Source organism: Paenibacillus sp. OAS669, from assembly GCF_014873645.1.
GTDB lineage: Bacteria > Bacillota > Bacilli > Paenibacillales > NBRC-103111 > Paenibacillus_S > Paenibacillus_S vulneris.
The window spans coordinates 46,087-65,931 of record NZ_JADBDR010000010.1 but is presented as its reverse complement, the minus strand read 5'-3'; the positions used below and the strand labels follow the sequence as shown (position 1 = coordinate 65,931).

At 49.7% G+C, this 19,845-nt stretch carries 20 protein-coding genes and 2 other annotated features; of the genes, 6 read left to right on the top strand and 14 right to left on the bottom strand.

Annotated elements, in window-relative coordinates; translation table 11 throughout:
• Positions 1-8: 8 nt before the first annotated feature.
• Entirely contained in the window at positions 9-1,064 is a 1,056-nt protein-coding gene (locus GGC63_RS21410) for an SIS domain-containing protein (RefSeq protein WP_192704045.1), read from the bottom strand.
• Between the two features lie 210 nt (positions 1,065-1,274).
• Between GGC63_RS21410 and GGC63_RS21405 the strand changes: the two genes are divergently transcribed.
• Positions 1,275-1,934, top strand: a complete 660-nt coding sequence (locus tag GGC63_RS21405; protein WP_225948394.1) for a phosphatase PAP2 family protein — start codon at positions 1,275-1,277, stop codon at positions 1,932-1,934.
• 48 nt (positions 1,935-1,982) lie between these two features.
• Positions 1,983-2,282 (top strand): hypothetical protein, encoded by a 300-nt coding sequence (locus GGC63_RS21400; protein ID WP_079909795.1) that lies wholly within the window; start codon positions 1,983-1,985, stop codon positions 2,280-2,282.
• 163 nt (positions 2,283-2,445) lie between these two features.
• Here GGC63_RS21400 and rpiA read toward each other — a convergent pair whose 3' ends face one another.
• The 10 genes from rpiA to GGC63_RS21350 form a co-directional block, all read right to left on the bottom strand.
• On the bottom strand, positions 2,446-3,114 hold the full coding sequence (rpiA, locus tag GGC63_RS21395; RefSeq protein ID WP_192704044.1) for a ribose-5-phosphate isomerase RpiA: 669 nt from the start codon (positions 3,112-3,114) through the stop codon (positions 2,446-2,448).
• 206 nt (positions 3,115-3,320) lie between these two features.
• Positions 3,321-4,628: an ABC transporter substrate-binding protein gene (locus GGC63_RS21390; protein WP_144027812.1), complete on the bottom strand. Its 1,308-nt coding sequence runs from the start codon at positions 4,626-4,628 to the stop codon at positions 3,321-3,323.
• Between the two features lie 110 nt (positions 4,629-4,738).
• The gene (locus tag GGC63_RS21385) at positions 4,739-6,346 is read right to left on the bottom strand and encodes a response regulator transcription factor (RefSeq protein WP_192704043.1); all 1,608 of its coding nucleotides are present in this window, start codon (positions 6,344-6,346) and stop codon (positions 4,739-4,741) included.
• The gene (locus tag GGC63_RS21380) at positions 6,321-8,102 is read right to left on the bottom strand and encodes a sensor histidine kinase (protein WP_192704042.1); all 1,782 of its coding nucleotides are present in this window, start codon (positions 8,100-8,102) and stop codon (positions 6,321-6,323) included. Before GGC63_RS21380 ends, GGC63_RS21385 begins: the two co-directional genes overlap by 26 nt.
• Before the next feature lie 125 nt (positions 8,103-8,227).
• Entirely contained in the window at positions 8,228-9,073 is an 846-nt protein-coding gene (locus tag GGC63_RS21375; protein ID WP_192704041.1) for a carbohydrate ABC transporter permease, read from the bottom strand.
• The gene (locus GGC63_RS21370) at positions 9,073-10,029 is read right to left on the bottom strand and encodes a carbohydrate ABC transporter permease (RefSeq protein WP_079909790.1); all 957 of its coding nucleotides are present in this window, start codon (positions 10,027-10,029) and stop codon (positions 9,073-9,075) included. Before GGC63_RS21370 ends, GGC63_RS21375 begins: the two co-directional genes overlap by 1 nt.
• 213 nt (positions 10,030-10,242) lie before the next feature.
• Complete coding sequence (locus GGC63_RS21365) at positions 10,243-10,479, bottom strand: cold-inducible protein YdjO-related protein (protein WP_192704040.1); 237 nt, start codon at positions 10,477-10,479, stop codon at positions 10,243-10,245.
• A gap of 89 nt (positions 10,480-10,568) precedes the next feature.
• The gene (locus GGC63_RS21360; RefSeq protein ID WP_192704039.1) at positions 10,569-11,072 is read right to left on the bottom strand and encodes a CYTH domain-containing protein; all 504 of its coding nucleotides are present in this window, start codon (positions 11,070-11,072) and stop codon (positions 10,569-10,571) included.
• Positions 11,073-11,144: 72 nt separating this feature from the next.
• On the bottom strand, positions 11,145-11,678 hold the full coding sequence (locus GGC63_RS21355) for a hypothetical protein (RefSeq protein ID WP_192704038.1): 534 nt from the start codon (positions 11,676-11,678) through the stop codon (positions 11,145-11,147).
• Positions 11,671-12,567 (bottom strand): glutamate--tRNA ligase family protein, encoded by an 897-nt coding sequence (locus GGC63_RS21350; RefSeq protein ID WP_192704037.1) that lies wholly within the window; start codon positions 12,565-12,567, stop codon positions 11,671-11,673. Before GGC63_RS21350 ends, GGC63_RS21355 begins: the two co-directional genes overlap by 8 nt.
• Positions 12,568-12,622: 55 nt before the next feature.
• Positions 12,623-12,864, bottom strand: a binding site (T-box leader).
• 232 nt (positions 12,865-13,096) lie between these two features.
• Here GGC63_RS21350 and GGC63_RS21345 point away from each other — a divergent pair.
• Together GGC63_RS21345 and GGC63_RS21340 are read left to right on the top strand one after the other, a co-directional pair.
• Positions 13,097-13,870 (top strand): MBL fold metallo-hydrolase, encoded by a 774-nt coding sequence (locus tag GGC63_RS21345; protein WP_192704036.1) that lies wholly within the window; start codon positions 13,097-13,099, stop codon positions 13,868-13,870.
• A gap of 81 nt (positions 13,871-13,951) precedes the next feature.
• Positions 13,952-14,125 carry a hypothetical protein gene (locus GGC63_RS21340; RefSeq protein WP_179135946.1) on the top strand — a complete coding sequence of 58 codons (174 nt, stop codon included), beginning with the start codon at positions 13,952-13,954 and terminating at the stop codon, positions 14,123-14,125.
• A gap of 121 nt (positions 14,126-14,246) precedes the next feature.
• Here the strand turns inward: GGC63_RS21340 and GGC63_RS21335 are convergent, their stop codons facing one another.
• Both GGC63_RS21335 and GGC63_RS21330 read right to left on the bottom strand, forming a co-directional pair.
• Positions 14,247-16,106, bottom strand: coding sequence for an arginine--tRNA ligase (locus tag GGC63_RS21335; protein ID WP_192704035.1), 1,860 nt, complete (start codon positions 16,104-16,106; stop codon positions 14,247-14,249).
• A gap of 61 nt (positions 16,107-16,167) precedes the next feature.
• Positions 16,168-16,387 (bottom strand) — a binding site (T-box leader).
• 68 nt (positions 16,388-16,455) lie between these two features.
• Positions 16,456-17,034: a bifunctional transcriptional activator/DNA repair enzyme AdaA gene (locus tag GGC63_RS21330; protein ID WP_318781101.1), complete on the bottom strand. Its 579-nt coding sequence runs from the start codon at positions 17,032-17,034 to the stop codon at positions 16,456-16,458.
• A gap of 235 nt (positions 17,035-17,269) precedes the next feature.
• Between GGC63_RS21330 and GGC63_RS21325 the strand changes: the two genes are divergently transcribed.
• Positions 17,270-18,211 (top strand): DNA-3-methyladenine glycosylase family protein, encoded by a 942-nt coding sequence (locus tag GGC63_RS21325; protein WP_192704033.1) that lies wholly within the window; start codon positions 17,270-17,272, stop codon positions 18,209-18,211.
• Between the two features lie 180 nt (positions 18,212-18,391).
• Here GGC63_RS21325 and GGC63_RS21320 read toward each other — a convergent pair whose 3' ends face one another.
• Positions 18,392-18,586 carry a CDGSH iron-sulfur domain-containing protein gene (locus tag GGC63_RS21320; RefSeq protein ID WP_079909780.1) on the bottom strand — a complete coding sequence of 65 codons (195 nt, stop codon included), beginning with the start codon at positions 18,584-18,586 and terminating at the stop codon, positions 18,392-18,394.
• 302 nt (positions 18,587-18,888) lie between these two features.
• Here GGC63_RS21320 and GGC63_RS21315 point away from each other — a divergent pair, with 302 nt between their 5' ends.
• Positions 18,889-19,830 (top strand): aldo/keto reductase family protein, encoded by a 942-nt coding sequence (locus tag GGC63_RS21315; protein WP_079909779.1) that lies wholly within the window; start codon positions 18,889-18,891, stop codon positions 19,828-19,830.
• Positions 19,831-19,845: the final 15 nt, after the last annotated feature.

Below are 19,845 nucleotides of genomic sequence, written 5' to 3'. Positions count from 1 at the left end.
ACCTCCAATTAAATAATAACGACCTGAGTCAGGTTGCGCGGCTCATCCGGATTCACATTGCGTTTCAAGGCTGTGTAATAGCCCAAATACTGAAGTGTCGGCAAATACAGGACGCTGCGCGCATCATCCGACAGGGTTTCTCCGCCGATTTCAACTACCGCATCGGCAAACGCCGTATCCTCACCCTGCTTCGCCGTAAGCAGAAGGACGAATGCACCGTATGCCTGCATTTCTTGAGCTACCTTGAGCTCGTAAGAGCGAGCTTTTTCCGAAACCATCACGCATACCAGAGTTCCCGGCTCGACAACGGATTTTGGACCATGGCGGAACTCCAGCGTTCCGTATGCTTCCGTCCATACGTAGGACATTTCCTTAATTTTCAGGCAGGCTTCCAAAGCGATACCGTAGCTGGTTCCCATGCCGAGATAGATGAATTTATTGAAAGAGTTCTCCTTCAGCAGCGTTTGAACGAAGGAATCTGCTTTGGGGACCAGAGCCGCATCGAGTGCGATCACCTGCTCCATTTCGCGGACCAAATTCTCCTGGCCGGATGCTTTGGCAATAGCGGCCTGCATCATAAATGTCATGCTCATGAAGGATTTCGTCATAACCGTGCTTGTTTCTTTCCCTAGCAGGGATATGAGACATTCGGCAAGCTGCGCCATTTTGCTGTTCTCATAGCATGTAATGCCGGCCACCGTAATGTAAGAAAGGTCTTTGACCGAATCCAGGGCAAGAATAACTTCTGTCGATTCGCCAGAGCGGGAAACGCCGATAACCAAATAATTGCGGTGTGCGGGAGCTGTTTGCTCACGGAATAAGAACAATTCGGAAGACGGATAAGCCGTCGAACTTTTGCCAAGCCAGGAACGGCAGGTAGAAGCCATTGATAAAGCTTGGTAGTAGGAAGAACCGGAACCTATAAAAATAATTTCGTCAAACTGTGGGTTCAGCAAATACTTATCGATCCAGTCCTGCTGCTTGCCAAGTTGATCCCATGCTGCTTGTAATGCTTCCGCTTGAGCGCTTATTTCCGGATACGTATATTGACCGAAAGTCGTCATTTTATTACCCCTCTCATCTTAATAATGAAATTTTAAATCATATTTTTGATTTTTTCAATCATTTTATTAAAATTATCTTCATCAGCATAAGAACACCCGGTTTCAGTGCGGGTCGGGTTCTATCGCGGCAAGCAGAAGACATTGGCTAAATTCAGTCCGCTCATGCATAATAAAAAGAACACCAGACCCTTACCAGGAGGCATCTATCTTTTGAGACATCTTCTTCCGTGGCTGCTGGCGCGAGCCTTGCTAATCTGTTTACTATGCGCCGGAGGGTTCGGCTTGGTCGCCGCACTCATCAGCGATCACAGAATCGCGCAATTTGACCAGACGGTCATATCCTACGTTCAGGGGCTGGAATCTCCTGCTTTGACACCGGTCATGCTATCCTTCAGCTTCATTGGAGCAGGAGCCCCGGCAACCGTTCTTACCGTCCTTATCTCCATTTATTTATACGTCGTACTAGGACACCGCAGGGAGCTGGTCTTTTTCCTTACGCTGCTGCTGAGCTCCTGGGTGCTGAACGAGCTGCTGAAGCTGCTCTTTCACCGGGCTCGACCGATAATCCACCGCATAGCGGAAGCAACCGGCTACAGCTTTCCGAGCGGCCATTCCATGGCTGCCTTTACGCTGTACGGCGCGTTGTCCTTCCTCCTATGGAGACATATCCCTACCCCGTGGGGCAGATTCCTGCTGGTACTCGGGAGCGCCGTCATGATCGTTATGATCGGGGTTAGCCGGATTTATTTGGGCGTACATTATCCAAGCGATGTTATCGGCGGTTATTTGGCCAGCGGGTCGCTGCTTGCCTTAAGTATATGGCTGTTTCAACGGATTCAAGAGCGCTCATCAAGACGCTCCATAGATTAAACCACGTTAAAGAGCCTTTCAAAAATTAGCCTGCAAGGAGGTACACATATGGCTTTCGGTATAACAAGAGATGAACTGAACGATTGGAAGAGACGCGTGGCTGAAGGCCAAATTGCATTTTTGACCCATTATTGGTATGAACCCCGCTTTCCGGAAATCAAGACCGTGACCAAGGTAGGCTGCTCCGATTTGGCGGAATTGAGAAGCTGGTGCATCAAAAACGGATTGAACCCGGATTATATTCATCATCGTGACGAGTATCCTCATTATGATCTTATCGGCAGCAAGCAAAAAGACATCTTAATTCAGGAGCAGCTCTCGGAGCATATCCGCCGATTCGGTATTTAAGTCGTTTTGATCACCTGCGATTTTCATCATTCTGTATGATAAAAAAGACAACTCCCGATGCAGCTGCTCATGCAACTGAAAAGAGAGTTGTCTTCTTTATTTTCCCTTAGTCTCTGCTATCGTCAACGAACAAATACCGGAGACCCGTTTTTTCAGAGATGATTTATTTAAGCAGGATATCGACATGGCCATCAGTACGGCCTATCACAAGGGTATCCGCCATTTGAACAAAAAGACCATTCTCAACAACTCCGGGAATCATATTCAATGTATGATTCAGCTTGTTGGCGTCCTGTATGCTCTCAAAGTGGCAATCCGCTATATAGTTCCCGTTATCCGTAATCAACGGGGTATTATTTGCCATTCGCAAAGCAGGCTTGCAGCCCAAAGAATTAATCTGCTTACAAGTCATTTCCCAGCCGAACGGCACAATTTCAACCGGTAGCGGGAATCGGCCTAAATTCGTCACGAATTTGGTTTCGTCCATCACAATAACGAGCCGCTTGGAGACGGAGGCGACCATTTTCTCACGTAATAAGGCGCCTCCGCCGCCTTTTATCAGCTCAAAATTCGGATTCGCTTCATCAGCGCCGTCAACGGTCAAATCTATTTGATCGACAGAAGACAGATCTGCTATAGGAATCCCTAACTCAATGGCCAGCTTTTCAGTGCTTTTAGAGGTGGGTACCCCTTTAATATCCAGCCCGTGCTTCACCAGCTCGCCTAGCTTTAGAATAGACCAGTACACGGTCGAACCGGTACCAAGCCCTACAAGCATTCCATCTGTGACATATTCAACGGCTTTTTCGCCCGCAAGCTGTTTGGCGTTCATAGGAATCCTCCAAATAATTAGGTTCTATTTTCACTATACTACGGAGAACCGGGGCTTGAAAAATAAAACCGTTTCATCCTTCGTTTTAAACGGAGCTTTCTTAGTATGATTTTCTTCTAACCGGAAAATGAATCTACGTTCTAACGGACTGCCAAAAAAAGCGGAGCCCTTTTCCTGCTAATGCAGATAAGGACCCCGCTCTATTATTATTGATAATCTTTTGCCTTCTTCACCAGCTCGTCATAGGCGGCCTCCGGCGTTGTCTTACCGAACATAACCTTCTCGCCGATATCCTTGAAATCCTTGGCCGTATAGTTGCTCCAGCCCTTGGCGCCTGGATTGAACGGCTGCGCGTCCGGCGATACGCTCTTGATGAGCTCGATCTGCAGCTTGTCTGCGGCCGTCAGCTTAGGGGTCAAATAGTCCAAAATCTTTTTGGATACGGGCACTCCCCTCGTCGTAGTCAATATATCCGCCGCTTCTTTATCGTTAATAAACCAATCGATGAATTTCTTGGACTCTTCCACATACTTGGAATCCGCGCTAATGGACCAGAACATGGAAGGCTTCAGCCAGCCGCTGGACTGAGTCCCTTTAGGCTGTGTCACCAGCGTATAAGTGTCCGGCTTCACGCCGTCATAGCCCGGGAATAACGCGGCAAAGCTGCGCTTCATCAGGACCGTGTCGTTGTTCATCAAATCCAGCTTCGCATCGGACTCCTTGTCCGTGCTTGCGATTTCAGCCGGCGGAACCACGCCTTCTTTTCTCAGCTCCGTATATTTATTGACATAGGACAAATAGGTTTCCTTGTCTATGTTAAATTTGCCGTCCGCTGTAATCGGATATCCTTTGCCTTGGCTGATCTGGTAAGCCGAATACATCGTATAGTCCGAGGTATAATCCATCAGCACATACTTGTCTTTATCAAGCTTCGCTTTGGCATCCTTTCCGAATTGAAAATATTGCTCCCATGTCCACCCGTTGGCAGGCGGCTTGATGCCCAGCTTATCAACCGTATTTTTGTTGAACACCATTCCCGTTGCGTTGTTTCCTAATGGAATCGCATACAATTTGTCTTTATATTTGCCGGAGTCTAGCAGCGATTTGTCTACATCCCCGGTTTCAATTCCTTTCGAAAGATCCGCAAGCTGATTTCTTCCTGCATATTCGGCAAGCCAGGCCGGGTCCATTTGAATAATGTCAGGGGCGTTCTTCGCAGCAGCCTGAGTCGCCAATTTATCCGCATAGCCGTCAAATCCGGAAAACTCCGGCTCGAACGTGATATTGGGATGCTTTTTCGTGTAGGCGTCGAGCGCCTTTAATGTTGCGTCATGTCTAGCCTGCGAGCCCCACCAAACTATGCGCAGCTTGATCGGCTTGCTGTCCGTTCCCGCAGGAGCCGCTCCTGTACTGCCGCCCGGTTTGCTGTCCGTTGCCGCACCGCACCCCGAGACACCTACCGCAATTAGTGCCGCTAATGACATCAAACCCCAGGATTGCATCTGCTTTTTCATATACCATGTCCCCTTCCCGTCTTCAGCAGGTTATATCTCACAAGTATCATTATATAAACGACAGGAAGCCAGAAAAATGAGAGTAATGAACACATTTCTATCACTTTTCATCACAATGGCTTTTTTCCGACCTCGCTCGGATTCATGCCATAATATTTTTTGAAGATGGAACTGAAATAAGGGACGTTTTTGTAGCCGACCTTCTCGGAAATCTCGTATATCATCAGCTTTCCTTCTATCAGAAGCGCCCTGGCCTTCTCCATTCTTACCCGGATCACATAGTTGGTGAACGTTTCCCCGGTGGCCTTTTTAAAAATTTGATTCAAATAGTTGCGGGATAAATACAGCTGCTTGGACAAGTCCTCCAGATTGATGTCTTCGGCATAGCGGCTGTGAGCATAATGAATCATAAAGTCGACGGCATCCTTATGGCGGGAGTTCTCCGTCCAGCCCCGGCTCGATACGATAATCCGGATTTTGCCCTTCAGCCATTGCTCCAGCTCATCGGCCGTTCCGATTCCCGCTATTTCCTCGGTTACCGGGCTTGCCTCAAACAATTCGTCCAGCACGATGCCCGTGTTGTATAGGGAATACGCGAATATCGTCCACAGCTCCTTGCACAAATACTGCACATAAGCGGGCGTCAGTCCCTGCATGTCCTTCAGCTGGCGGACATAGCCTTCAATAATCCGGTCCGTCGTTTCTTCCTTGGAGTAGACGATGGCCTCCGCCAGCTCCTGATAAAACTTCACCGGCCGGATACCAATCTCCCTGCCGCCGGAATAGCTATCCATGGGCTGCTTCGCAGAGATCGTCTGCCTGAGAAGGTCCAGAAATGCCTCTTCGGTAGAATTCGCCATTTCCTTCCAGCTGTGTTTCAATCCCCCAAAGCCTATCCTTACTTCCAGCTTGAGGTATTCCCTGATGCACTGCCTGATTCTTTCTCCGATGCTGCGCAGCTTAAGAAGCGCTTCTTCCGCCGCGGTCTCCGGCATCACATGACATACAATAGCGGCATGATGGCTGTGCAGCTCGACGAATTCGGCTTCCGGCCATTCCTCGGCGAGCAGCTCCCTAATAATGTTCGCTACCGCAAAGCGGAACAAGCTCCAGTCGGTCAGTGAGACATTGGATATCCTTAGGGTGCTCATCAGCTCGATTCCTATGACAACATGGTTACGGTGAGTCCAATAGGCTTTATCCGACAGCCTCAGGCTCTCATCGGCCAGCTCGCGGTCGAACGTGCCTGTTACGACAGACTTGAGCCATTCCTTCTGCACAAACGGCTCGTACAGCCTCAATCTCCGCCTGATTTCCTCCTGCTCCAGCTTCTTCCATTCCTTGGCTTCCAGCTCCTTAATGACCCTCTCCATCACCGTACGAAGCTCTGCGACCGTGATCGGCTTGGATAGATAGTCGGTAACCTGCAAGCGCAAGGCTTGACGGGCATATTGGAAATCGGAATAGCCGCTCAATATAAGAATTTCTCCGGCGAATTGCTCGTTCCGCAGCTGCTCGATCATCTCCAGGCCGTTCATGACGGGCATATAAATATCCGTGATGACAATATCGGGTTTGGCTGCTCTGATGGCGGCCAAGCCTTCTTCACCGTCCATCGCCTCCCCGACCCATTCCGCATCCAGCTGCTCCCATGGGATCGCTTTACGCATCCCTTCGAGCACTTGAAAATCATCATCCACAATGAGAACCTTCCACATCGTATCTCTCCACCTCTTCCTGCCGATTCATCGTTATAGGCAGTATTATGGTTACCCTCGTCCCTTCCTGCTCTCTGTTTTCAAGCTTGACCCCGTACGGGGCTCCCCAAAAGGCGTCTATTCGGTCCTTAACGTTCCTTATTCCGTAGCCGCCTGTTTTTCTTTTCTTCCGGGTATTCCAATCGTCCCTCAGGCCGGCGCCGTTATCCTCTATCCGAAATTCTACATGCTGATCCCTGAGCAAGCCATATATGGCAATATGGCCGGATCGCCTTCCGTGAAAGCCGTGAATAATGGCGTTCTCAATAAATGGCTGCAGCGTCATACGGGGAATAAGAAGTGACTTAACCTCCTCATCTACATGGATGGTATAAGATAACCGTTCTCCCCAGCGTACCTTCTGAATTTGCAAATAACAATCGGCATGCAGCAGCTCATCCGTCACGGGAATCATCGTTTCCCCGTTGGACAGTCCGATGCGGAACATCTTGCCCATCAGGGATAAAATCTCGCTTATTTTCTCCTGGCCGGATTCGATGGCGAGCCAGTTCAGCTGATCCAGTGTATTGTATAAGAAGTGCGGATTGATCATGGCCTGCAGCGCATGAATCTCCGCCTCCCGCTGCCGTTTATGCTGCTCCTTCAACGATTCCAGCAGCTCCTCGATCCGCTCCATTTGCCTTCGGTAGCCGTTAAACATATTGCCGAATTCATTGGTATAATCCGTCGGCAAATTCGATATGGACGTGCTCGCAGGCACACCTCCCATAACGGCAAGCAGGTGACGGATCGGCTTCGTGAACTGCCGGGATAAAAATAAAGTAAAGAACGAGGCGATAAAAATAGCCGATAACCCTACCGTAATCAAAACATACGCCAGCCGGACGCTTCCCGTCACGATGCTGCTCCAAGGCGTCGTCTCAACAAGCATCCAATCGGAACGGGTCTTGTTCCAGACGAGCAGCACATCCTCCCTTCCTTCCGCCGCCGGAAGGCGGACACTGCCGGATTTGTTCCTCTCCGCCCGGATCGAAGCGAGCTCCGATTCGCTTAATACCGGATTACCGATGGACGATATCGTCTTGCCTCCCGCGTCCAGCAGGATCCGGCTTCGCCCCTCGGTCTCGCCGCGCACGAGCTGCTCAATGGCCGAGGCCTTGATATTAAGCACAAGCAGTCCGTAATATTTGCCGGAGTTGTTGTACACCTTGCGGGCAAAGCCGATAAAATGCTGAGGTCCCGTATTCGTCTGTATCATATGATCGGCGATCCAGGTGAAGTCATTCTTTTGGATTTCCGGGTACCAGCTTTCTTCCTTGATGCCGCGAAGATCAAGAAACCGGACAGGCGCTTGAGAGTCGGTCAGCTCCGGCGTATCCGTATACAAATATATTGACTGCACCATGGTCGTACTATACGTAATATTGGCAAGCATATTGAGCAGGTCCTTCTTGCGCCGGAGCCTCTCGAAGGAATCCTTCTCCAGAGGATCGAAGCCTATCGTATCGATATTACGGGACGCGGCCAGGGACATTTGTTCAATGGACCTCAGCTGGATATCGAGCTGCTTATTCAGCTCTCCCAGCAAATCCTGCTGATAGAACGACGTATTCTCTGCGAGCTCCCGTGAGGTGAAGCTGTAGCTGATCCAGGTGAAAATAAGCAGCAGCGCGGTAATAAAAACAGCAAAGCTGCTAAAAAACAGACGGTCTATTCGCACTTTCTTAAACAGATTCAGAACGGTCAACTCCCTCATGCGGCATCTGTTTTATTCTATTTAGCTCTTTCGGCCAGCCTGATAGAAAACGCTATCATAAAGGAAGCAAAAAAGCTGCCACCATGTGCAGCTTAATTCAATGTATGAAGCTGGGTAGACCTATTTTACCCTTTCACTGCACCGGACGCAATGCCCTCTACAAAGTGCTTTTGGGCCATGAAAAAAAGAACGACCGAAGGAAGGATGGACACGAGAGACATCGCGAGCAGCTGTCCCCAAGGCAGTGCGGACTGGCTGTCGACAAACAGCTTCAGGGCCAGACCTACCGTGTATTTATCCAACGAATTGATGTAAAGCAGCTGACCGAAGAAATCGTCCCAATTCCATAAAAAGCAGTAAATCATTACTGTGACGAGAGCGGGCTTGGTCAGCGGCATCACGATGCGCCAATAAATGCCGAACCAGCTGCAGCCGTCCATTTTGGCCGATTCGTCAAGCTCCTTGGGCAATGCGCGGATAAACTGGACCAGCAGGAAAATAAAGAACGGTCCGCCAATCCCCCCTGCTAATGCATGCGGGACATAAAACGGCAAGTACGAATTGACCCATCCCCATGTATTAAACATAATGTACTGGGGAACCAGCGTTACCTGGGTGGGGAGCATCAGCGTGACAAGCAGGATGCTGAACCAGAAGTTTTTTAACGGAAAATCCAGCCTGGCGAAGCCAAAAGCAACCAAGCTGCACGATAGAACGGAGGTAACGAGCACTCCGATAATCAGTTCAAAGGTATTCACATAAAATTGCGTAAACGTGAATTTTGGAATCGCCGTCCAGCCTTCCGTAAAGTTGCTCCACAGCCATTCCTTCGGAAACAGCGAAGGCGAGCTCATTTCCGCATTGGATTTAAAGGCAGCCCCTACCCACCATAGAATGGGGTACACCATGATCAGACTGAATATTACTAGTAGGACATGTGATTGAAGAGAACGACGCAATGTGCTGTTCATTATTTTTTCCCCGCTTCCGTCTCATAAAATACCCAGTATCGGGATGAGGCAAAAATGATGGCTGTAGCTAAGCCGATAATAACAAGCAGGATCCAAGCCAGAGCCGAGGCATACCCCATGTCATATCGCGAAAAGGCACGGTCATATAGGTAAAGTGCATACATATAGGTCGAGTTCACAGGACCGCCTTTCGTAATAATAAAAGCCTGAGTGAACATCTGAAACGATCCGATCGTCTGCAGCACCAGATTAAACAGCAAAACCGGTGACAGCATAGGCAGCGTAATGCGGAAAAACTGCCTTATCTTGGAGGCCCCGTCTACCGCGGACGCTTCATATAATTCTGTCGGGACCTGCTTCAAGCCGGCAAGGAAGATGACCATCGACGAACCGAACTGCCATACAACGAGCAGAATTAACGTACCCAATGCCGTACCCGGCGTGCTGATCCAGCTGATTCCTTTGATTCCGAACACGCTTAACAGCTTATTGATGAAGCCGTCGATGCCCCAAATATTTTTCCATAAGACCGCTACGGCTATGCTGCTTCCAATGAGCGACGGCAAATAAATCAACGTGCGGTATATCGAAATCCCTTTAATCTTCTTGTTAAGCAGTATGGCGACCATAAGCGCCGTAAACAGCTTGACCGGTACGGACAGGACAACGAATAGGAGCGTCACCTTAAGCGATTGGCGAAACGTATCGTCATCGGCAAATATACGTTCGTAGTTTCTCGTCCCTACCCATTCCGGGACATCCAGCAGCGTGAATTTGGTGAAAGAGTAATAGACGGATTGCGCCATCGGCCACAGCGTGAGGAGCAGGAAGCCTAGCAACCAAGGAGAAATGAATAAATATCCGGCTATCGGGGATTCCCACCGGCCCTTGGTCTTGAAGGGTTTACGTCTGTGCGGAAGTTGCCGGCCAGGAGAATGTGTTGTTTGAGTATTCATAGCAGCTCACCCCTTATACATAAAATAACTCCATTTCATACCTCCAAGTATAAAAGAGCTATCCGGCTGCGAAAATGAGAGGAATGAACACTTCTTTTACAAAATCGAACAATATCATTCAGCTTGCTTAAAGCAAACAAAAAAGCTGCCGGTATCTCCCAGCAGCCCTTTATCATCAATAATATACGCCCAGGATTCGAGCGATATACGCTTCTACAGTCTTCGTTTACCAACGATGAATTTTTTGTTTCCTTTTTTCTTTACTACCGGCACATGCTTATAGCTGCGAACCATGCCGCCTTTGCACAATGGGCAGGGTGGATGCTCTTCGGTCACGAACTCTTTGCGAATCCAGGCTTTGCACGCCGCGTCTTTACATTTCCAAATTTCAACCTGCTGTAATTCCGTTTCCTGAGTTTGTTCTTCTGTAGTAGTTGTTGTCGTTGGCATTTTGAATCCTTTTCTCCCTGTAATCATTCGATTTATAGCTTATTTATTATTATACAGATAAGGAAGTTTATCAACCCCATACGGGAAATTTAAATGCGATCATTTTGTGTCTGTAGTCCTATCCACAGCGTCTTATTCCGAAACTCTTCCTCTTGTCCCAGTTCTCTTCCAAACCATTCCGGAGGCTGGAACGAATAAGCCGCGCTCTCGTCGGCAAATTCCACCTCTACCACAAGCAGATCGATCTGCTTATACTCATCGATTTCGTACCTATGTCCCTGATGCTCGACGGTAGTGCGGACCTTTTCCAACGGAACGAGCTGCGTATTGCCCAGAAGCTGACGGTATATCTCCTCGGATATAGGATATTCGATCTCTTGGCGTACCATGCCATGCCCTGATTTGAACGTATGAGTGAATGTCGACGTTCCGTCGTGATCAACCAGCTGCCTTACCCGTATCTCTTCTTTATCCGAAAAAGCCAAATACGTCTGGTAAATATGTTGGGTGGATATCAGCTTCAACTCCTTGTTCTGCAAAATGGCTTCAGGAAAAGACTCCAATAAATATTTCTTTTCAATTTCAGTTCCCATGAATCCTACTCCTCTTTTCCTGATTCCGATTGGGACAAGACCGAACCGCGTTCCTCACCCTGCCGGGCGTTCCTAAAACACTTTCTTCCTTCGGCCGGGATCTTCTATTCCTATCCGCAGGCTTCGAATGGTCTTGCCCCCATCGGGATCTTCATTATAGTGCACAATAAGATAAAATCTTCCCCATACAAAATATGGGGGATTGCTGCGGCTTTGCTTAAAGGAAAACGCCTTGGCCTGCTGCTCCAGCTTATCGGCGGAATCACCTGCCCGAATTCCAAGGATGGAGTAATGCGGATTGTCGGTTTCCATCGTCGTGACCTTGTCCCTGTACCGGTCCCCATCCGGGAATTCAACCCTGATCTGCTTATCGGCATACTGCAAGGCATAGCCGCCGAAGCCTTGCTCCAAGGATGCCGTACTTCCCATCCGCTTCTCCACGTCCGCCCTGGACATAAGCAGCTGAAGGCCGTCCGCATCGATTTGCTTATTGATCTTCTCTAAATCGGAAGGTCTTAGCACGAGATACACTGTCAATGCGACAGCAAGGCACACCGCCAATCCCCCTATCAAGAACACTAATGGAGCCCGGCTTCCCTTACTCATTTCCATCCTCATTAGCAAAAAAACGGAAACGCCTGCGTACTCTGTCCTCGCCCATAACCTGCATAATATCATACAGATCGGGTGTTTGAGTCCGATGGGTCATCGCCAGCCTTAAAACCATCGCAACATCCCCAACATGGCCTTTAAAGCATTCCGGCTGCTTCTTGTATGTTTTCGCATCCTGGGCAAAGCCGTACTGCTCCGCCACCCGCTTCATTTTGCCGAACCAAGCTTCCCTCTCATCCCCAGGATTATACAAGGCCAGATCGGTATAGCGAATTATGCGGTCGAAGGCGCCAGGAGATTTCAAACGGATAACGAACGGCCGGCCTTTGGCCAGCTCCTCCTTGACTTGTTCCGGCGTGAAGCTGCGGTGAACCGCCCATTTGCCGTAATACCCGGTCATTTCGTTACGGGACTGCTGAGTGCTCCGAATGTCCTGCAGGACATCTTCATCGCAGAAGCAAGGATAGGCAAGATCCCTTTCGACAAGGTCCTTTATAAACACCTGATACAACTCAGCCCGGGCGCTCTGTCGATACGGTCCGTACTCTCCCATTTCTTCACCGGAGGCCGTAACTCCTTCATCATAGCGAATTCCGAAATAGTCTAAGGCTTCCATGATTCGTTCGAGACTTCCTTCGACCTCGCGCTTCTTGTCTGTATCTTCTATCCGAAGGTAAAAAACACCTCCGCTCTGGTGCGCCAGCCTCTCGGAGATAAAGGTAGCGTACAAGCCGCCTATCGTCAAGAAGCCGGTAGGGCTCGGCGCGAATCTTGTGACCATAGCCTCCGGCTGCAGCTTCCTTCGGTCATACCGGTCAATAATATCTTGAGGCTTGAGATGCACATGGGGGAATAATAGAGCAGATAGCTGTGATTGCTGCATGCTTCATCTTCCTTTCCTAGATCTTCTGATAGACGCCAAAAATAGCCTTTCATCCACTAAGGACGAAAGGCCAAGCTTCCGTGGTACCACCTATATTGGTTGCAAAGCAACCCGCTTACCAGCGCTCTCAGACAGCCGGGCGCTTCTTCTGTAACGGGAAGACCCGCCGGACTTACTCCACGTCTTTCAGTCCGATCCTCCAAGGCTTCTTTCGTCAGCATCGAATACCCAATTTCCACCGGCATGGGCTCTCTGACATTCGAGCGGCTCACTACTCTTCCTCTTCATCGTTGTTTCAATATTCTGAAAATATTAATTCAAAATACCATACTCCTTTGACATCGTCAACTCTATGGACTCCTATCTTTTCAAATTTATTCCCATAAACTTTTTATACAGTATGGGATATACCTATAAATAATTTATATTTGACATTTTTCCATTAATATGTTATGATTAATTTTTATGTTGATTTTATACCCCTTTTGCCGTATGATACAAAATGATTACGGAAACAGGAGGGATCATCATGCAGGAAAGCACTATGCTCTACATGTTACCATTGTCCGCCGAAGTTATGGGAACAACGGACTGGGTCTATCCCACACTCTTGAGAGATGGAGATTCGGCCATGCTGGTGGATACTGGCTACCCCCGGCAGATGAAGGCGTTACAGGAAGCTTTGGCTCAAGCCGGTATCACTCCCGATAAGCTGACGGCTATCCTCATTACCCACCAGGATTTGGATCATATCGGCAATTTGCCGGAATTGGTACAAGCATCAGGCCCATCCGTCGAGGTTATAGCTCACGAGCTTGAGAAGCCTTACATTCAAGGCGACCGCAGACTCATCAAAATAACGGATGAAGCCATCGCCCGAATCGACAGCCTGCCAAAGGAAGTGCCGTTGGAATGGCGGCAGGGCTTGAAGGCTATATTAGTAAATCCCCCCAAAGCTAACGTGGGCCGTACGGTTGTGGACGGGGAAAAGCTGCCTTATGGCGGCGGCATTATTGTCATTGGTACACCGGGTCACACCCCGGGTCATATCAGCCTCTATCATGAGCCAACCCGGACATTGATTGCCGGTGACGCCCTGGTGGTGGCAGAAGGCGAGCTATACGGCCCTTCACCCGAACAGACCCACGATATGGAACAAGCCATTCAGTCCTTAGGCAAGCTCAAGGATTACGACATTGAAACCGTAATTTGCTATCATGGCGGGAGATATATGGGAGACGCGAATCGGCGTATCGCCGAGCTGGCAAGCTCTCTATTGACTGCTCTCCCTGACCAACCGTAACCGAGAAAGCCTGACGCTTGCGTTCCTCCCGCCCCCTTATGTTATAATGCGCAGATATCGGTATTGTTGGAGGGCACAAGTATGAAAATATATATTGTTATTGCTATGCGTGAAGAACAAATGGATAATGTCTTCGTCGGAACGGACGAAGAACAGGCTTTAGCTTTGACGACGGCGGATTTCGACGACTGCGACGCCCTGTTCCTGGAGGTATGGGAGGACGGCGGCAAAATTGACGATTACCGGCTGCAATAAGCCTGGTTCTACTTGTGAGAAAGAGCCCTGCTGGGCTCTTTCTCATTTTTATATAAATGGTGTCTCACCCCGAAGCACTTGAATCCGCTTCGAAGTTCAATCCCCGCGTGCAGCATTCCTTTTACATTCTGCTCGGAGTCGGCAATCCGAGCACCTGAAGCGCATCGCCCAGTGTCTCCTTATACCGTGCAACCAGCCACAGACGGAAATTTCTTACCCCATCCCCCGCTTTAAGGATGGCGCAGGCCGAATAAAAGTGATTAAACAGCGTCGCAAGCTCATGCGCATAGCTGCATATCGTATTCGGGGTCAGCTCCCGGCTCGCCAAGTAGAGCGTTTCCTCCCAACGGGAGAGATGCCGGATCAAAGCATGCTCCTGCCTCTCCAGCTCAGGAAATGCTTCTGGCACCGGAAAAGCTATCGCCGGATCATGTCCAGCCTTGCTCAACAGGCTGACGGCACGGGCGTAGGAGTACAGCAAATAGACGCCGGTATTGCCGGATATTTCGGTAGCCTGCTGCAAATCGAAGACGACCTCCGTCTGCAGGTTGAACCGCAGCAGATAATATCGGATAGCGGCTGCAGCAATCGCCCTGCTGGACAAGCCCTCCGGTTCCGATCGTTTCTTCTCGATGACTCCCTCCATCAAATCCAGCAAATCGCTGATTTTAATCCCGATACCTTGACGTCCTGACATCGCATAGGACGATTTGCCGTCCGAAACGTCGATGTTCAGCTCGGCGGCAGCATTCGGGCTTAGCGAGACGACGCCGTAGCTGACATGGCGCAATCGGGCGGCTTGCTCCACGAAGCCCAATGCTTCAAGCGCCTGCTTCACCATCGCCTGCGGGTACTCCTGCCGATGGTCAATCACGTTAACAACCATCGAAGCTTGGCCAAAAGGCTTGGACGTCCCGCTGCTTCCGGTTGTCCACAGCTTCTCTCCGAACGGCTGGTAAACGAAACTTTGGTCCAACAGGCCAAACTTCCATAGATGATACGCGATATCCTTGGCCGTATAGGTCAGGATGCCATTGGAACGAACAAGCACCTTATCTGCATGGTGCTCCGGTTCATCCTCCTCCATCTCCTTCGGCTGCTTCAGCACCCAGCACCCTGCCAGCTTGCCTTCCGTTTCCTTGCAGAACAACGGCGTCTGCTTCAGCAGCTCGAATGCCGATGACCAGAAGCCTTCCTTGACGATGCTGCTTTCCCACACCAGCAGATCGTATTCGATGCCGAACTGCTTCATTTCCTCCACATGCTCTCGGACAATCCGCTCAGCAACCAACAGGCCTATCCAGGCAAGATACGAATCCCCCTGCTCCAAAGCATGCAGCACCCGAGTACGCTCTTCCATCAAATGGGGATGCTTCTCAAATTCCTTATGGATTTGGGAATAAACATCCCAGCAGAAGTCTCCGAAACGGGCATGCGTTCCGCGCATCTCCGTGTGCTGAAGCCCTACGACGGTATCCGCCAGCTGATTGCCGAGGTCGTCGATATAATTGTGGACCTCGACCTCATATCCCGCTCTATGGAGCAGCTTGACCAGCGCATCCCCGATGCAGGAATTTCTTAAATGTCCGATATGCGCCGATTTGTTCGGATTGATGGACGTATGCTCAATAACGACTTTGCCCCCGCCGCCTTCCGGCAAGTTGAAGCTCTTCCCGGCCCATGCCTGCCAATCCAGGAACAGATTGATGAAGCCGGGAGGAACCGCCTCCATTTTACGAATCAGATGCCCCATAGAGCTGTCCTGCTCCAGCTTCTTCACCAGCAGACCGGCGATCTCCATCGGCGATTTGCGGAGCGCCTTGGCAAGCTGCATCGCAATGTTCGTCGAATAGTCGCCATGCTCCAGCTGGGCGGGCTGCTCGAGTGTAACCTTTATCGAATCCTTCCAGACTTCTCCCAGCTCGGAGAACAATCCCTGTAACGCTCTTGTCAAATGATGTTCCATGAATGAACTTAGCATGGCTCGTTACCCTCCTTGATCTTGGTTTGTTATTTGAGTACAAAAAAAGCCCCCGTCTCCGATAAGAGACGAGGACTTGGCGCTCGCGGTACCACTCTTGTTGTCAAGCCTAAATAGGCTTAACCACCTTCTAAGATAACGGTCTTCAGCCGTGCCTTCCTACTTAAGGTTCAAAAGGCCATCTCACGGGTCCGCTTCATTAATGATTTCGTACCGGCTTACACTCTCCCGGCTCGCTGCGACTGAAATCGATTAACTACTGTCCCGATCATAGATCATCGAATTTGAATTTTTTATTATTATACTCTAATTTTTAACAATTGCAAGAGAGACATACCGGATTTACGATTTACCGGCACAAGGGTGCGCCTTGACGCCCCTCTTCTGTTACTCCCCTGGCAAGCCGGTATTCGGATGGCGAGATTCCCGTCTTCTTATGAAACACGGCGGCAAAATACGCCGCATTCGAGAAGCCGGACTGCAAAGCAACGTCGGTAATCGGCAGCTGTGAATCGGCCAGCAGCCGTTTCGATGCTTCGAGCCGAAGCTGTTGAATATATTCACCGGGAGTCAGCCCCCGGATTCGTTTGAACGTCCGGTGGAGATGGTACGGGCTTCCATGAAGCAGATCCGCAAGCCGTCCAAGCGAAAGCGGCTCACGAAAACGCTTCTCGATCGTTTCGCTGATTTGCTGTACCCACTCCTCATCCGGCAGACGTTTCCCGTCCGGTCTGCACCTCTTGCAAGGGCGATAGCGTTCCGCCAATGCCTGCTCCGCATTTTTGAACAGTTTCACATGCTCCCTGTTCGGATTTCTCGATTTGCACGAGGGCCTGCAAAAAATGCCTGTCGTCGATACTCCATAGTAAAATTTCCCATCATAGGATGCATCATTGCTTATAATTGCCTGCCAAAGCTCATCGTTCACGGACACCCACCTCCAATCCCAGTATACCCTTGTTGCATCCAAAGCGTAACGGGTGCAGAATAGAATAGCAAGATTGCAAAAGCCGAAAGCCGTTTTCTATGATACAACATATAGAATAGAGCCTCTCAAGTTTAAGGGGATCTTTCGATTCCCGTTTCAAAAGACTGCCCATGCAGAGCTTTGTCGGGTACCTCGAAATAGATACTTTCAATAGTCTAAAAAAATGGAGGGCGTCATGCTTACTAATCCGGCACGAATTCCGAACGATTACTGGACAGACCATGAAGATCATATCCTGCTTACCACCCCATCTCCCTTCAGCTTCGAGCACAATCTGGGATACCTTATGCGCTCGTCCAATGAATGCATGTTTAATATAGAGGACCATGCCATATACAAGCTGATTGCGACAGAGGAAACTCCAGTTCTGGTCCAAATCACCAGCCCGGAACCCGGCGTTTTGAAAATCACGTTTCCCGGTGATACTCCTCCAGGGCCATCCGATCGTGCAGCTGCAGCCCAGTATGTCTGGGAATGGTTCGACCTCGGTACGGATCTTGCCCCCTTCTACCGGATAGCCGCTCAGGATGAACTGCTGGGCAGCGTCGTACAGCAATTTAACGGGCTTCGGATCGTCGGAATCCCCGACTTGTTCGAGGCGCTGTGCTGGGGCATTCTCGGCCAGCAGATCAATCTCGCATTCGCGTACACCCTGAAGAGAAGATTCGTTGAAGCCTTCGGTCAATCCGCCGCCTGGAACGGGCAGACTTATTGGCTCTTTCCTGCTCCCGGGAAGATTGCGGCATTAACGGTTGCCGACCTGACGCCGCTTCAGCTTACCACCAAGAAAGCCGAGTATCTTATCGGGGTTGCCCGACTAATGGATGAAGGGCTGCTTTCCAAGGACATGCTGCTCGAGCTTGCAGACACAGAGGCTATCGAGAAGAAGCTTGTGCAAATTCGCGGCATCGGTCCTTGGACAGCCCACTACGTGCTGATGCGTTGCTTAAGATCCCCTTCCGCTTTTCCCATCGCGGACGTCGGCCTGCACAATGCGGTCAAGCAGCTTCTCGGGATGCCGAATAAGCCTTCAATCGAGGAGCTGCGCCGGCTTTCCGCTCCCTGGGGCGACTGGAAGGCTTACGCTACCTTTTATTTATGGAGAACGATATATTAGCAGCCGGGTTGTAACAGCCTCATATCCGGTTAGATCATCAAGCTTTTGACGCCGAATAGGAAGGTTCAGATTCACCCGTTCTTCGAGGAACCTTCCTATCGGCGGTCAACCTTTCCTAGCATGCGGTTTGACGTTCATGAACATGAAGCATTCGACGTTTGAACCTGTATTCGTGCGTCCTTACGCTCTTACTACACTCTCAAACTTCCCTTTATGCGCTCCGTTACAGAACGGCTTGCTGCTCGACATGCCACATCGGCACAAATAGGTCGTCTCTTTCACAGCCAACGGATTTCCTTCGCCGTCCAGCAGCTGAATTTCCCCGCTGACGATCAGGGGACCATTGTCCGACACCGTAATTTTCACATCCGCCATCGTTCTCCCTCCTTTTATTCAAAATGTTGTTACAATTTCTTTTATTGTCTTTTTCCGAGTGTAATAAAACATCGCTTCCAAACTGCAATAGGGAATATTCACACTTTCTTTTCCGAAATTCAGATAAATTCCATAAAAAGGATTGTTTTCATACTTTTTTTAGCCTATAGCAAGTTACTTCAACGTAAGTCTCATACCTTGGGGTAAGTTAATGAACTCTTTTTCAGCTCTTATCAAATGAAATATTTGTTTTTATAATGGCTAGGTAGTAAGAAAAAGATTTGCTGGGAGGCGTTTTCAAGATGCAATACAGAAGATTAGGCAACAGCGGACTTAAAGTCAGCGAAATCAGCTTGGGAAGCTGGCTCACCTACGGAGGGTATGTTGCAGACGATAATGCCGTTCGCTCCATCGAGCAGGCATACGACTTGGGCGTCAATTTCTTCGATACTGCCAATATGTATGAGCGCGGCGAAGCCGAGAAAGTCATGGGCAGGACGTTGTCCCAATATCCAAGAGAATCCTATGTTCTGGCAACCAAAGTATTCAACAAGATGGGTGAAGGCCCTAACGACCGCGGCCTGTCCCGCAAGCATATTATGGAGCAATGCGAAGCGAGCCTGAAGCGTCTCGGTACCGATTATATCGATATTTATTACTGCCATCGTTATGATAAGGAGACGCCTCTCGAAGAAACGCTCCGTGCACTGGACGATCTCGTAACTCAGGGCAAGGTGCTGTACATCGGCGTCAGCGAATGGACTCCGGCTCAAATCGTGGAAGCCTATGCCATCGCGGACAAGCTGCTGCTGGACAAAATCATCGTCAACCAGCCGGTTTATAACATGTTTAACCGCTATATCGAGAAAGAGATCATTCCGATCGGAAAAGAAAAAGGATACGGCCAGGTCGTCTTCTCGCCTCTGGCTCAAGGCCTGCTGACAGGCAAATACCGCCTCGGTCAGCCGGTCCCGCAGGACAGCCGCGCCGCCAGCAAAAACTGGGGCGAAAAGCAGCTGAGTGAAACCAATCTCCTGCGCGTCGAGAAAATATCCAAAATTGCCGACGAGCTGGGCATTAAGGTGTCGCAGCTTGCCATCGCCTGGATTCTTCGCCAAAGCAATGTTGCAAGCGCATTAGTCGGAGCTAGCCGTCCGGAGCAGGTGGTTGAGAATTGTGCTGCAAGCGGCATTACTTTGTCTGAAGATGTGCTGAACGCCATCGAGGAGGCTTTGCAAGCTTAAACCCTACAACGGGCT